General features: G+C 62.0%; 14 protein-coding genes. 11 read left to right on the top strand and 3 right to left on the bottom strand.

The genetic code is table 11. The features are described 5' to 3' along the window. Positions 1–30 precede the first annotated feature (30 nt). From N8H74_RS15045 to pdeM, 6 genes are all read left to right on the top strand, one after another. On the top strand, positions 31–759 hold the full coding sequence (locus N8H74_RS15045; RefSeq protein WP_262148476.1) for an ABC transporter permease: 729 nt from the start codon (positions 31–33) through the stop codon (positions 757–759). After that, positions 756–1,466 carry an ABC transporter permease gene (locus N8H74_RS15040; protein WP_262148474.1) on the top strand — a complete coding sequence of 237 codons (711 nt, stop codon included), beginning with the start codon at positions 756–758 and terminating at the stop codon, positions 1,464–1,466. The genes N8H74_RS15045 and N8H74_RS15040 overlap by 4 nt, the downstream gene beginning before the upstream one ends. A gap of 12 nt (positions 1,467–1,478) precedes the next feature. Then, positions 1,479–2,597: a succinylglutamate desuccinylase/aspartoacylase family protein gene (locus N8H74_RS15035; RefSeq protein WP_217832549.1), complete on the top strand. Its 1,119-nt coding sequence runs from the start codon at positions 1,479–1,481 to the stop codon at positions 2,595–2,597. Positions 2,598–2,610: 13 nt separating this feature from the next. Beyond that, positions 2,611–3,375, top strand: coding sequence for an ATP-binding cassette domain-containing protein (locus N8H74_RS15030; RefSeq protein WP_217832550.1), 765 nt, complete (start codon positions 2,611–2,613; stop codon positions 3,373–3,375). Positions 3,376–3,500: 125 nt separating this feature from the next. Next, a complete protein-coding gene (locus N8H74_RS15025) occupies positions 3,501–5,987 on the top strand; it encodes a ligase-associated DNA damage response DEXH box helicase (protein WP_262148471.1) in 2,487 nt (828 codons plus the stop codon). Then, on the top strand, positions 5,987–6,643 hold the full coding sequence (gene pdeM / locus N8H74_RS15020) for a ligase-associated DNA damage response endonuclease PdeM (RefSeq protein ID WP_262148469.1): 657 nt from the start codon (positions 5,987–5,989) through the stop codon (positions 6,641–6,643). Before N8H74_RS15025 ends, pdeM begins: the two co-directional genes overlap by 1 nt. A 46-nt stretch (positions 6,644–6,689) precedes the next feature. Here the strand turns inward: pdeM and N8H74_RS15015 are convergent, their stop codons facing one another. Continuing rightward, positions 6,690–6,899 carry a hypothetical protein gene (locus tag N8H74_RS15015; RefSeq protein ID WP_262148468.1) on the bottom strand — a complete coding sequence of 70 codons (210 nt, stop codon included), beginning with the start codon at positions 6,897–6,899 and terminating at the stop codon, positions 6,690–6,692. A gap of 107 nt (positions 6,900–7,006) precedes the next feature. Continuing rightward, positions 7,007–7,573: a dCTP deaminase gene (gene dcd / locus N8H74_RS15010; protein ID WP_007954988.1), complete on the bottom strand. Its 567-nt coding sequence runs from the start codon at positions 7,571–7,573 to the stop codon at positions 7,007–7,009. A gap of 352 nt (positions 7,574–7,925) precedes the next feature. On the opposite strand from dcd, the gene N8H74_RS15005 reads away from it, so the two are divergent. Beyond that, complete coding sequence (locus N8H74_RS15005) at positions 7,926–8,135, top strand: cold-shock protein (RefSeq protein ID WP_002554837.1); 210 nt, start codon at positions 7,926–7,928, stop codon at positions 8,133–8,135. Between the two features lie 132 nt (positions 8,136–8,267). Here N8H74_RS15005 and N8H74_RS15000 read toward each other — a convergent pair whose 3' ends face one another. Beyond that, a complete protein-coding gene (locus N8H74_RS15000; RefSeq protein ID WP_262148465.1) occupies positions 8,268–9,275 on the bottom strand; it encodes a DUF481 domain-containing protein in 1,008 nt (335 codons plus the stop codon). Positions 9,276–9,450: 175 nt separating this feature from the next. On the opposite strand from N8H74_RS15000, the gene N8H74_RS14995 reads away from it, so the two are divergent. The 4 genes from N8H74_RS14995 (at position 9,451) to N8H74_RS14980 (ending at position 14,223) form a co-directional block, all read left to right on the top strand. Continuing rightward, positions 9,451–9,804 (top strand): MGMT family protein, encoded by a 354-nt coding sequence (locus tag N8H74_RS14995; protein WP_217832555.1) that lies wholly within the window; start codon positions 9,451–9,453, stop codon positions 9,802–9,804. A gap of 43 nt (positions 9,805–9,847) precedes the next feature. Next, a complete protein-coding gene (locus tag N8H74_RS14990; RefSeq protein ID WP_217832556.1) occupies positions 9,848–11,407 on the top strand; it encodes an AmpG family muropeptide MFS transporter in 1,560 nt (519 codons plus the stop codon). A gap of 129 nt (positions 11,408–11,536) precedes the next feature. Further along, positions 11,537–13,252: a proline--tRNA ligase gene (locus N8H74_RS14985; RefSeq protein WP_217832557.1), complete on the top strand. Its 1,716-nt coding sequence runs from the start codon at positions 11,537–11,539 to the stop codon at positions 13,250–13,252. A gap of 17 nt (positions 13,253–13,269) precedes the next feature. Beyond that, the gene (locus N8H74_RS14980; RefSeq protein ID WP_262148463.1) at positions 13,270–14,223 is read left to right on the top strand and encodes a hypothetical protein; all 954 of its coding nucleotides are present in this window, start codon (positions 13,270–13,272) and stop codon (positions 14,221–14,223) included. Positions 14,224–14,262 lie beyond the last annotated feature (39 nt).

The raw sequence follows: 14,262 nt of genomic DNA, 5'->3' as shown, positions 1-14,262 counted from the left end.
CCTTTTTCATCCGATCAGGTTGCGCAATTCATGTTCGAAAACCTCCTGCAAAATCTGGGGCTTTCCGCCTTCAGCCTCAAGGGCTTCGGTCCGTTGCTGCTGGAAGGCACCTGGATGACCATCAAATTATCGGCGTTGTCGCTGCTGGTGGCCGTGTTGCTCGGCCTGCTCGGCGCCAGTGCCAAACTGTCGAAAGTCAAAGTGCTGCGCCTGCCCGCCCAGCTCTACACCACGCTGATTCGCGGGGTGCCGGACCTGGTGCTGATGCTGCTGATCTTCTACAGCCTGCAAACCTGGCTGACGTCGCTCACCGATTACATGGAATGGGAATACATCGAGATCGACCCGTTCAGTGCCGGGGTGCTGACCCTGGGTTTCATCTACGGCGCGTATTTCACCGAAACCTTCCGTGGCGCGATCCTCGCGGTGCCCCGTGGCCAGGTTGAAGCCGCCACCGCCTATGGCCTCAAGCGCGGCCAGCGCTTTCGCTTCGTGGTGTTCCCGCAAATGATGCGCTTCGCCCTGCCCGGCATCGGCAACAACTGGATGGTGATGCTCAAGGCCACTGCGCTGGTATCGATCATCGGCCTCGCCGATCTGGTCAAGGCCGCGCAGGACGCCGGCAAAAGCACCTATCAACTGTTCTACTTCCTGGTACTCGCCGCGTTGATCTACTTGCTCATCACCAGTGCCTCCAACTTCATTCTGCGCCGGCTCGAACGCCGCTACGCCGCCGGTGCCCGGGAGGCCGTCCGATGATCGAACTCCTGCAGGAATACTGGAAAGCCTTCCTTTATACCGACGGTAACAACATCACCGGCCTGGCGATGACGATGTGGCTGCTCTGCGCGTCGATCTTCTTCGGTTTCATCGTGTCGATCCCGCTGTCGATCGCCCGCGTCTCGCCGCACTTCTACATCCGCTGGCCGGTGCAGTTCTACACCTACCTGTTTCGTGGCACGCCGCTCTACATCCAGTTGCTGATCTGCTACACCGGGATCTACAGCCTGGCCGCCGTGCGCGCCCAGCCGATGCTCGACAGTTTCTTTCGCGATGCGATGAACTGCACGATCCTGGCCTTCGCCCTCAACACCTGCGCCTACACCACGGAGATTTTCGCCGGGGCGATCCGCAGCATGCACCACGGCGAAGTCGAAGCGGCCAAGGCCTATGGCCTGACCGGCTGGAAGCTGTATGCCTACGTGATCATGCCGTCGGCGCTGCGTCGTTCGTTGCCTTATTACAGCAACGAAGTGATCCTGATGCTGCACTCGACCACCGTGGCCTTCACCGCGACCATCCCGGACATCCTGAAAGTCGCACGGGACGCCAACTCCGCGACCTTCCTGACCTTCCAGTCGTTCGGCATCGCCGCGCTGATCTACCTGACCGTCACCTTCGCGCTGGTCGGCCTGTTCCGCCTCGCCGAACGCCGATGGCTGGCCTTCCTCGGGCCGACCCACTAGGACACCTTTGTAATGCGCCACCAGATCCATGACTTGCTGGCCCCGCTGCCGGGGACCGCACGACAGATTCACAGCTTCCACTTCGGCCCCGAGAAGGCCAGGGGCAAGATCTACATTCAGTCTTCGCTGCACGCCGACGAACTGCCCGGCATGCTCGTGGCCTGGCACCTCAAGCAACGCCTGGCGGAGCTGGAAGCCGCCGGACGCCTGTGCAGCGAAATCGTCCTGGTGCCGGTCGCCAACCCGGTCGGCCTCGAACAGGTGCTGATGGATGTACCGCTGGGCCGCTACGAACTGGAGAGCGGGCAGAACTTCAACCGCTGGTTCGTTGACCTCAGCGAGGAAATCGGCAACGACATCGAGGCGAAACTGGGCGATGACCCGCAGCGCAACCTCGACCTGATCCGCGCCAGCCTGCGCGCCGCCCTCGAACGCCAGACCGCCAGCACCCAACTGCAATCCCAGCGCCTGATCCTACAACGGCTGGCCTGCGATGCGGACATGGTGCTGGACCTGCACTGCGACTTCGAAGCCGTGGCCCACCTCTACACCACGCCCGAGGCGTGGTCACAGGTCGAGCCACTGGCGCGCTACATCGAGTCCCAGGCCAGCCTGCTGGCGACCGACTCCGGCGGCCAGTCGTTCGATGAATGCTTCACTCTGCTGTGGTGGCAATTGAAGGAGCGTTTCGGCGAACAGTTCGAGATCCCGCTCGGCAGTTTTTCCGTGACCGTGGAATTGCGCGGCCAGGGGGACGTCAGCCATCCGGTTGCCAGTCGCGACTGTCAGGCGCTGATCGATTATCTGGTTCACTTCGGCGCCATCGTCGGCGAGGCGAAACCGCTGCCGGCGCTGCCCTTTCCCGCCACGCCACTGGCCGGGGTCGAACCCGTCGCCACGCCGGTCGGCGGCTTGCTGGTGTACACCGCTACGCCCGGCCAGTACCTGGAAGCGGGGCAGCAGATCGCTGAAATCATCGATCCGATCAACAATCGGGTCACCCCTGTTCACTGCACCGCCGCCGGTCTCATGTACGCCCGCTCGCTGCGGCGCATGGCCACTGCTGGCATGGTGATCGCCCACGTCGCGGGCGCCGAAGCCTATCGCAGCGGCTACCTACTTTCGCCTTGAGGATGCCTGTCCCATGTACAAACTGACCGTTGAAGGCCTGCACAAAAGCTATGGCGACCATCAGGTGCTCAAAGGCGTTTCGCTCAAGGCCAAGACCGGCGACGTGATCAGCCTGATCGGCGCCAGCGGCTCGGGCAAAAGCACCTTTTTGCGCTGCATCAACTTTCTCGAACAACCCAACGACGGCGCCATGAGCCTCGACGGCCAGCCGATCCGCATGGCCACCGACCGCCACGGCATGCACGTCGCCGATCCGAATGAACTGCAACGCCTGCGCACGCGTCTGGCGATGGTGTTCCAGCACTTCAACCTGTGGAGCCACATGACCGTGCTGGAAAACATCACCATGGCCCCGCGCCGGGTGCTGGGTTGCAGCAAGGCCGAGGCCGACGAGCGTGCGCGGCGCTATCTGGACAAGGTCGGCCTGCCGGCGCGGGTCGCCGACCAGTACCCGGCATTTCTTTCCGGTGGTCAGCAGCAACGGGTGGCCATCGCCCGTGCGCTGGCGATGGAGCCGGAAGTCATGCTGTTCGACGAACCGACCTCGGCCCTGGACCCGGAGCTGGTGGGCGAAGTACTGAAAGTGATTCAGGGCCTGGCCGACGAGGGGCGTACCATGATCATGGTGACCCACGAAATGAGCTTCGCCCGCAAGGTGTCGAGCCAGGTGTTGTTTCTGCACCAGGGCCTGGTGGAGGAGGAAGGCGCGCCGGAGGATGTGCTGGGCAATCCGAAAAGCGAACGCCTGAAGCAATTCCTCAGCGGCAACCTCAAGTAACACCGGACGCCGCCTCAGTGGGAACGGGCTTGCTCGTTCCCACATGCAATTGCCCATCGAAAATTAAACTTGTCCTGCCGCCGCGCGGTCACTGAAGGAACACCTTCGGAGCGCAAACGGCCGGCATGGGCACCTCTACCGACTTCGCCAGACTCTGGTTCAGCGCCCGCGACTGGAAGCCGTTCGTCTTCCAGAAACACGTGTGGGCAGCGGTCAAACGCGGCGAGTCGGGGCTGCTCCACGCCAGCACCGGCGCCGGCAAAACCTATGCAGTGTGGTTCGGCGCGCTCAATCGCTTCGCCTGCCCCTCGCCTCCCGTTGAATCCACACGCAAGCGCAAGACCCCGGCCGAACCGCTGACCGTGCTGTGGATCACTCCGATGCGAGCCTTGGCCGCCGATACCGCCCGCGCCCTGCAAGCGCCGCTGGACGACCTGCACATCCCCTGGAGCGTCGGCCTGCGCACCGGTGACACCGGCAGCAGCAAGCGCGCCCGGCAGAACCGGCGCCTGCCCACCACGCTGATCACCACTCCGGAAAGCCTGACCCTGATGCTCGCTCGCGCCGACGCTCACTCCGCGTTATCGACGTTGCGCATGGTGGTGGTCGATGAATGGCACGAATTGCTCGGCAACAAACGCGGCGTGCAACTGCAACTGGCCCTCGCCCGCCTGCGTCGCTGGCATCCGCAGTTGATCGTCTGGGGAGTGTCCGCGACCCTCGGCAATCAATCCCACGCCGAACAGGTGCTGATCCCACAGGGTGGTGGCGTAAGTATTCAGGGCCAGAACGAAAAATCGCTGAAGGTCGACACCCTGCTCCCACCGGCCATCGAGCGTTTTCCCTGGGCGGGACACATCGGTCTGAAGATGTTGCCGCAGGTGGTCGCCGAGCTGGACGCCTGCGCCAGCAGCCTGGTGTTCACCAACACCCGGGCGCAGTCGGAAATCTGGTATCAGGCGTTGCTGGAGGCGCGACCGGACTGGGCCGGGTTGATCGCTCTGCATCACAGTTCACTGTCCCGCGAAACCCGCGACTGGGTCGAGCAGGCGTTGAAGAATGGCCAGCTCAAGGCCGTCGTCTGCACCTCGAGCCTGGACCTGGGCGTGGATTTCCTGCCAGTGGAGCGAGTGCTGCAAATCGGCTCGGCCAAGGGTGTCGCCCGGTTGATGCAACGCGCCGGGCGTTCCGGCCATGCCCCCGGCCGCACCTCGCGGGTGACGCTGGTGCCGACTCACAGCCTGGAGCTGATCGAAGCAGCGGCGGCCCGGGATGCCGTGGCGCAACGGCGGATCGAACCGCGTCTGTCGCCGCAAAAACCACTGGATGTGCTGGTGCAACATCTGGTGAGCATGGCGCTGGGCGGCGGATTTGTACCCGATGAGCTGTACGAAGAAGTCCGTGGCGCCTGGGCATATCGTGATCTGACTCCGGCGGATTGGGCCTGGGCGCTGGCTTTCGTACGTCACGGCGGGATGTCTCTGACCGCGTATCCAGATTACCGCCGGGTCGAACCGGACGAACACGGTGTCTGGCGTGTGCCCGACGCGCGATTGGCACGCCGGCACCGGATGAGCATCGGCACCATCGTCAGCGACGCCAGCATTCATCTGAAGTTCTGGAGCAAGGGTGGCGGCGGCAAGCAATTGGGCAGCGTCGAGGAAGGTTTTATCGCCCGCCTCAAACCCGGTGACGGCTTCCTGTTCGCCGGACGCCAGCTGGAACTGGTGCGGGTGGAAAACATGACCGCCTACGTCAAGCGCAGCACCGCGAAGAAAGCCGCTGTGCCGCGCTGGAACGGCGGACGCATGCCGCTTTCCAACGAACTGGCCGAAGCGGTGGTCAGGCGTTTCAGCGCGGCGGCCCAGGGTGAGTTCGCCGGCCCGGAAATGCACGCCCTGCGCCCATTGCTGGAAACCCAGGCGCGCTGGTCCGGCCTGCCCGGCGCCGACAGCCTGCTGGTGGAGGTGTTGAAGTCCCGCGAAGGCTGGCACCTGTTTCTCTACCCGTTTGCCGGGCGCCAGGTGCATCTGGGGCTGGCGAGCCTGCTGGCCTGGCGGATCAGCCAGCGCCAGCCACTGACCTTCTCGATTGCGGTCAACGACTACGGCCTTGAGCTGCTCAGTGCCACGCCGGTCGATTGGTCGCAGCAACTCGATGCCGCGCTGCTCAGCCCCGAGCGACTATTAATGGACGTGCTCGCCAGCCTCAACGCCGGAGAACTGGCCTTGCGGCGCTTTCGTGAAATCGCGCGGATCGCCGGCCTGGTGTTCAGCGGCTACCCCGGCGCGCCGAAAAGCACCCGCCAGGTCCAGGCCTCCAGCGGTCTGTTCTTCGAAGTGTTCAAGCAATATGACGCCGACAACCTGTTGCTGGCCCAGGCCGGGGAAGAAGTCCTGCGGGACGAGCTGGATATCCGTCGACTGGAACAGACGCTGGAGCGGATCAACCGGATGAAGCTGGACATGCATCTGATTAAACGTCCCACACCACTGGGGTTTCCGCTGCTGGTGGAACGCATGCGCGAAAGCATGAGTTCGGAAAAACTCGCCGACCGTATCAGGCGCATGGTCGGTGACCTGGAGAAAAGCGCCGACGCGGGTAAATCCTGATGAGCGCGCCCTACCCCGTGCGCCTGGCGGGCGAAGAACTCTGGCTCCTGCCGGAGAAAGCCCTGTACTGGCCTGCGCAACAGGCCTTGTTGATCGCCGACGTGCATTTCGGCAAAGCGGCCGCCTATCGCCGCCTCGGCCAGCCGGTTCCGCAGGGCACCACGGCGAGCAATATGGCGCGGCTCGACGGTTTGCTGGAGACGCTGGCGTGCCGGCAACTGATCTTCCTCGGCGACTTCCTGCATGGCCCCGGCTCCCACAACCCCGGCACTCTGGACGCTCTGGAGCAATGGCGGGCGCGACATGTCGATCTGCCGATGACCCTGATTCGCGGCAACCACGACAAGCGCGCGGGCGATCCACCCGCAACCTTGAATATCCGCGTGGTGCCGGAGCCGCTGCTGCTCGGGCCGTTCGCCCTGCAACACGAACCGGACCCCCATCCGGAGCGGCATGTGCTGGCCGGCCACGTGCATCCGGTCTATCGCCTGAACGGCAAGGCTCGGCAGAGCCTGCGCCTGGCCTGTTTCCGCCTCGGCGAGGACATCAGCCTGCTCCCGGCGTTCGGGGCGTTTACCGGGGGCTATCAGGTGGACAGGGACGACAGTTGCAGGATTTTTGTCATCGGCGATAACGAAATATGGCCAGTCAGTTGAAGTCCTTTTCGGGCTTCAACCGACTGGCCATACGTTCGACAGCCGATCAGGCGACGGGCGCGGGTGGCGGCTCGTCCGGCAGGGTTGGCTCGCCCGGTTCGGTCGGCTGCTCGTTGGGGGTATCGGGATCGGGCTGACCGGGAATCCCGCCGGCCATGCTGACCGGTGGGTGTGCCAACAAGGACCAGGCCAATACGCCAACCTGATTGGGCTCAAGCCGTGCCAGTTCGGCAGTGATTTGCGGATCGATCTTCATGGGGCACTCCTTCGGCGAAGGCCCGCCCCGCTGTTCGCGGAACGGGCAGTACACACCATAGAGTGTTTACCCGCCGAAGAATTCCCGGTAATTGCCGGATGGACGGATCAGGTGCGCGGCAGGGTCACGCCACGCTGGCCCTGGTACTTGCCGGCACGGTCCTTGTAGGACACTTCACATTCCTCGTCGGATTCCAGGAAGAGCATCTGTGCCACGCCTTCGTTGGCATAGATCTTCGCCGGCAGGTTGGTGGTGTTGGAGAATTCCAGGGTCACCTGGCCTTCCCACTCAGGCTCGAGCGGGGTGACGTTGACGATGATGCCGCAACGCGCATAGGTGCTCTTGCCCAGGCAGATGGTCAGGACATTGCGCGGAATACGGAAGTATTCGACGGTCGTGGCCAGGGCGAAGGAGTTCGGCGGGATGATGCACACATCGCTGTGGACATCGACAAAGCTGCCGGCGTCGAAGTTTTTCGGGTCGACGATGGCCGAATTGATGTTGGTGAAGACCTTGAAATGATTGGTGCAACGCACATCGTAGCCGTAGCTCGACACACCGTAGGAGATCACACGGCTGTCGTCGCTGCCGCGTACCTGACGCTCGACGAACGGCTCGATCATGCCGTGTTCCTGCGCCATGCGGCGAATCCACTTGTCCGATTTGATGCTCATGGCGGGTGTCCTGAATAGCGAGGTGGAAAAATCTGTCCGGCATCTTACCGGGCGCGCCGCCGGGTTCAAAGTCCGGGCTGCAAATCTCGCCGATCATGCAGGAACTACGGGGCTTGGCGACGAACCGTCACACCGCCGATCCTTAAAACGGAGAAACCTTGAGCAGAAGCATTGGCACGTTCCGGAAAAACAGTTAAGGTGGCGCCACTGTGCTGCTTGTGTCACTGAGAATCTCTACACGATATGTTGAATTTCGATCCAACCGTCTACAAGAATTTTTCCTGCTCTTTGCACTCAGTCTCGGCCAGGGTTCTTCCTGAGTCGCAGTTATCTTTGTTCAAGGAGTTACACCATGTCTAATCGCCAAACCGGTACCGTTAAGTGGTTCAACGATGAAAAAGGCTTCGGCTTCATCACCCCACAATCCGGTGACGACCTGTTCGTTCACTTCAAAGCTATCCAGTCCGACGGCTTCAAAAGCCTGAAAGAAGGCCAACAGGTTTCTTTCATCGCTACTCGCGGTCAGAAAGGCATGCAAGCTGAAGAAGTACAAGTTATCTAACTTGTAGCTTCTCAGCTAAAAAGCCCCGCCCTTAAAAGCGGGGCTTTTTTGTGGGCGAGTGTTTTGTGCAGGCAAAAAAAATCGCAGCCTCACCTCGCCCGAGCGAAGAGTGGCTGCGATTGTCTGGCTTTTTTACCAGGCCACGCCGAAACCGGCGGTGTAGCGGGTCTTGTTCAGATCCGCATCATTGGTGCCGCTGATGATGTCGCGCTCGGCCTTGAGGTTGAGCGACGCCCAGTCGGTCACCTTGTAGCGCAGCCCCAGCTCGGCATCCAGCGCGTAATCAGCGACGCCGGACAGCGGTTTGCCGAGTTCACCATTAGTGAAGAACTCGACCTTCTTGCCGATCAGGTAGCGGTTGTAGTCCCACTTCATGGCGACGGAATAGAAGTCGTCCTTGCCGCCATCGCTGTATTCGTAGTCGGTGCGGTTAAGCAGTGAGCCCAGGGAGAACGCTCCCAGTTCGTCATCCCAGAACTGATAACCCGGACCCGTACCCACCACGCGCTGGCGAGACAATTCCTCGACATAATCGCGCTTGTAGTTCAAACGCCCCTGCCAGAACCATTTGTCCGTCAGAAAGCGGTCGAGCGCGTATTCGGCACGCCAGTTATTGGTGGTCACCGCGTCATCCTGAACCTCGCGGTTGTATTCGCCCTCGGCGGTGTGGCGCCAGCGGCCATGGCGCGCGGACGTCTTGAAGCCGATGTCGTAATCGTCGGTGTCTTTTTCGGCGCGCTGATAATCCAGCGCCAGGTCAACATTGCCCTTCCATACCAGATCCTCGACCACCGGCTTGGGCTTGAGAATCTGCTGAATGCTCGCCAGCTCCACGGTTTTCGGCGCGTCACCGTTGGCCAGGGTGACCTTGCCGTCCTCGGCCGCGGTCAGCGACTTGGACACCTCACCCGTGTAGGCATCTTGCTTGACCAGCAAGTGCTGATCACTGTCCAGCGTCTTGACCTCTTTCCAGTCAATCGTGACCGCACCGGCGTACTTGGTCTGAATCAACAGCTTGCCGCCATCGAACACGGTGATAGTGCCGCTCAGCTTGTCACCGTTCTTCAACCAGACGGTATCGGCAAGCAGGGGCGTGGACGCACTGAAAACAGCAAGGCACAGCAAGGTTCTGGACAACATAAGCGAATCGAGAGCTCAAGTTTGCGAAAAAAAGTCGGCATTATCCGTAGGAATAAGACCCTGACAAGGACTGACCCGACTATTTCTATTGAGTTCATTTCTCATCTGCCCGAGCAAGGATTACGCTTGAAGGCATCCATGGGACTTTCCCGAGAACCGTTCAGGAACCGCGTACGTGACAGAACCGATCCCTGCCTGCGAAGACGATGCGCAAATCCGACGCACGGCACTCTACTCGACCCTCGCGCAGGTGCCGGAAGGCAAGGTCGTCAGCTATGGTCAGTTGGCCGAACTCGCCGGGTTGGGGCGCGCCGCCCGCTGGGTCGGCCGTACCTTGAGCCAATTGCCCGGCGACACCCGACTGCCATGGCATCGGGTGCTGGGTGCCGGCGGGCGGATCAGCCTGCCGGTGGGCAGTCCCTCGGGGGATGAACAGCGGGCACGTTTGCGTATGGAGGGCATCACCATCCTGAACAATCGTGTGGATATTCGGCGCCATGGCTGGCGTCCGGTAGAGCACAGCGGTTAGAGTGCGCGCTTTGTTTTCGCAATCTTGAGGCAGACTTCAGCCCATGCCCCGTAAAACCTGGCGCGCCGCGCTCGCCGCCTATGCCAGTCCTTCGACGCTCGTGCTGTTGTTGCTGGGTTTCGCCGCCGGCCTGCCGTACATGCTGGTGTTTTCAACGCTTTCGGTCTGGCTGCGTGAAGCCGGTGTGGCCCGCGAGACGATCGGCTATGCCAGCCTGATCGGTCTGGCCTATGCCTTCAAATGGGTCTGGTCGCCGCTGCTCGACCAATGGCGCCTGCCACTGCTGGGCAAGCTCGGTCGACGCCGCTCGTGGCTGGTACTGGCGCAGACGCTGGTGATCCTCGGCCTGATCGGCATGGGCTTTTGCGACCCGCAGAAACACCTGTCCTGGTTGATCGCCATCGCCGTGGTCGTGGCCTTCGCCTCCGCCACCCAAGACATCGCCGTCGACGCCTATCGCCTGGAAATCGCCGACGACAGTCGCCAGGCCGCCCTCGCCGCCAGCTACATGTCCGGCTATCGCGTGGCCGCCCTGCTGGCGACGGCCGGTGCGCTGTTCTTCGCCGAAGGCTTCGGTTCGACCGGTTTCAACTATCAGCATTCCGCATGGACCGGCACCTACGTGCTGTTCGGCGTGCTGATGGTGCCCGCCCTGCTCACCACCCTGCTGATGCGCGAACCGCCCGTGCCGCTGCGCACGCAGTTGCAGGCCGGCCGCTACACCTTCATGCATCAACTGATGTCGGTGTTTGTGCTGATTATCCTGCTGGTGTCCGTGCCGGCGATGTTCACCCAGCTGTACAACACCGACTTCGCCAGCGTGCTGTTCGGCAGCATGAGCCCTCTCGACCTGCTGCTGGAAGACCGCGCGTTCCTGCGCGCCATTCTCTACACCCTGCTGACTTTCCTGTGCCTGTCGGGCATGGGCCGTCGCGGCCTGGCGCCGGTGCTGACCCCGGTCAACGACTTTATCCTGCGCTACCGCTGGCAGGCGCTGCTGCTGCTCGGGCTGATCGCCACCTATCGGATGTCGGATACGGTGATGGGCGTGATGGCCAACGTGTTCTATATCGACCAGGGCTTCACCAAGGACCAGATCGCCGGAGTCAGCAAGATTTTCGGCCTGATCATGACCCTCGTCGGTGCCGGCATGGGTGGCCTGTTGATCGTGCGTTTCGGGATCCTGCCGATCCTGTTCATCGGCGGCGCGGCGTCGGCCGGCACCAACCTGCTGTTCCTGATGCTCGCCGACATGGGTCCGAACCTGCAGATGCTGATCGTGACCATCTCCCTGGACAACTTCAGCTCCGGCATGGCGACGTCGGCATTCGTGGCTTACCTCTCGAGCCTGACCAACCTGAAGTTCTCCGCCACCCAATACGCCTTGCTCAGCTCGATCATGCTCCTGCTGCCGCGTCTGATCGGCGGGTACTCCGGGGTGATGGTGGAAAAATTCGGCTATCACAATTTCTTCCTGATCACTGCGCTGCTCGGCGTGCCGACCCTGGTGCTGATCGCCCTGCACTGGTTCCAGGAAAGCCGCCGCGAAGGCCCGACACCGACGCCCGAGCCGGTGCCGACCTCGGTCGCGGAAGAGTCGTAAGACATTTCGCAGATGGCGGGAGGAATCCCGCCGTCCTGCCCAACCGCCGGCCGCCCTTCTGTACGTCAGCGGATCTCGCCGGTACACTGCTCCGTCATTTCCAGTCTCAGCAACCGACAACGGCCAACCATGCGCACCAGTCAATTTTTGCTCGCCACACAGAAAGAAACGCCTTCCGACGCGGTCGTGATCAGCCATCAGCTGATGCTGCGCGCCGGCATGATCCGCAAACTCGCTTCGGGCCTGTACACCTGGCTGCCGATGGGCTTGCGGGTAATGCGCAAGGTGGAAGCCATCGTTCGTGAAGAAATGAACGCCGCCGGCTCTCTGGAAGTGTTGATGCCGAGTACCCAACCGGCCGAGTTGTGGCAGGAATCGGGACGCTGGGAAGAATACGGCCCTGAGCTGCTGCGCATCAAAGACCGTCACGGTCGCGACTTCTGCGCAGGCCCGACCCACGAAGAAGTGATCACCGATCTGATGCGCAACGAGTTGAGCAGCTACAAGCAGCTGCCGATCAACCTGTACCAGATCCAGACCAAATTCCGTGACGAAATCCGTCCACGCTTCGGTTTGATGCGCGGCCGCGAATTCATCATGAAGGACGCCTACTCGTTCCACGCCGATCAGGCGTCGCTGCAGGTCACCTATGACCGCATGCACGAAGCGTACTGCAACGTGTTCACCCGTCTGGGCCTGAAATTCCGTCCGGTTGAAGCCGACAACGGCTCGATCGGCGGCGCCGGCTCCCACGAGTTCCACGTACTGGCCGAGTCCGGCGAAGACGACATCGTCTTCAGCAACGGCTCCGACTACGCGGCGAACATCGAGAAGGCCGAAGCCGTGCCGCGCGAAACGTCGCGCGCCGCACCCGCCGAAGAGCTGCGTCTGGTCGATACGCCAGATACCAAGACCATCGCGGCCCTGGTGGAAAAATTCAATCTGCCGATTGAAAAGACCATCAAGACCCTGATCGTCCACGCCGAAGAGAAAGGCAAGCTGATTGCCCTGATCATCCGTGGCGACCACGAACTCAACGAAATCAAGGCCGCCAACCAGCCTGGCGTCGCCAGCCCGCTGGTCATGGCCAGCGATGCCGAACTGCGTGATGCCATCGGCGCCGGCGCCGGTTCCCTCGGCCCGCTGAACCTGCCACTGCCGATCATCATCGACCGTTCGGTCGAACTGATGAGCGATTTCGGCATCGGTGCGAACATCGACGACAAGCACTACTTCGGCGTGAACTGGGAGCGCGACCTGCCGGTTCCGACCGTGGCCGACCTGCGTAACGTCGTGGCCGGCGACCCGAGCCCGGACGGCAAGGGCACCCTGGAAATCAAGCGCGGCATCGAAGTCGGGCACATCTTCCAGCTGGGCAACAAGTACAGCAAGGCGATGAAGTGCGAAGTGCTGGGCGAAAACGGCAAGCCTGTGACCCTGGAAATGGGCTGCTACGGCATTGGCGTGTCCCGCGTGGTTGCGGCGGCCATCGAGCAGAACAACGACGAAAAAGGCATCATCTGGAGCGACACCCTGGCGCCGTTCCAGATTGCTCTGGTGCCGCTGCGTTATGAAACCGATCTGGTACGCGAAGCCACCGACAAGCTGTACGCGGAACTGACCGCCGCCGGCTTCGAAGTGCTGCTGGACGATCGCGACAAGAAAACCAGCCCGGGCATCAAGTTCGCGGACATGGAACTGATCGGCATTCCACACCGGATCGTGGTCAGCGACCGTGGCCTCGCCGAAGGCAACCTGGAATACAAGAGCCGCTCCGAGGCCGAGGCGCAAGCGCTGCCGGTCGCTGACGTGCTGTCCTTCCTTCAGGCCCGTATCCGCCGCTGAAACCAGATAGAGACGTCATGTTCAAGCGAAACACCATAGGCCTCGGTGGTGCCGCCCTGTGCGGCACCCTGCTGGTCAGCGGCTGTGCCAATCACATGTCACAACGCAGCGAGCACGAGGAACGGGTCGAGCGCAAACTGCTCGACCACAGCCTGCAGATCGATGTCGGCGAGCCCAAGGTGCTGGAACTGCCGCAACGGCGGGTGAAGATCCACGAGCAGAAGACTTTTGAAGTCACCGAGTTCGAGGTCACCCGGCGTTACGACCGCTACACGCCCTACCAACCCTGGCGGGAGATCTATGAGATTCCGCTCGGCGCGGTGGCCGTGGTGGGTGGCATTGGCGCCAACGTGATCAACGTGTTCGCACTCGGCAATCTGCCGGACAGCATGACCAGGGACTGGTTCAGCTACGGTTTCGCCGGGCTCAACCCGTTCATGAACGTGCAGTCCAACGGTCGCGCGCAACAGAACCTGGCCGGTATCGACGAAGTCCAGCGTGACAAGCGCACGGAATACTCGAGCCTGCCGTGGAGCGAGCGCCCGGTGCAGGTCAAGGCCGGCAAGCAGACCTTCGACATGACCACCGACCGTAACGGTGTGCTGCGCCTGAACCTGCTGGACAGCCCGTTCGCCGAACATGACCTCAATCATCTGGGCAAATTGCAGATCAGCGTCGAGGACGCCAAGGACGACGTACACAGTGACTCGTCCCTGGCGATCAGCAACCACTTGCGCGGCAAGCTGCTGGAAGCCCACGGCCTGATCTACGACGATCTGGAAGACGACGAAGTGAGCCAGTGGGTGCACCGGGTCAAGCGTCTGTCGGAGCTGGGCCTGGAAGAAGAAGCCAGCGAGCTGGAGCAAAGCCTGATCGAACTGACCCGCAACGATCCTGAATTGCAGGCCGAGTTTCTCAAGTCGCTGACCAAGGATGCCGGCCGTCTGGTTGCCGATCCGGGGCCAAACTAAAAGCCGGAAAGCTTCGTGAGCAAGCCCGCTCCCACGTCG

This window comes from Pseudomonas sp. B2M1-30 (assembly GCF_025447575.1).
In the GTDB taxonomy this organism is placed as follows: domain Bacteria; phylum Pseudomonadota; class Gammaproteobacteria; order Pseudomonadales; family Pseudomonadaceae; genus Aquipseudomonas; species Aquipseudomonas botevensis.
Note: the sequence above shows the minus strand (reverse complement) of the source record. Positions and strands in the feature narration are given on the sequence as shown.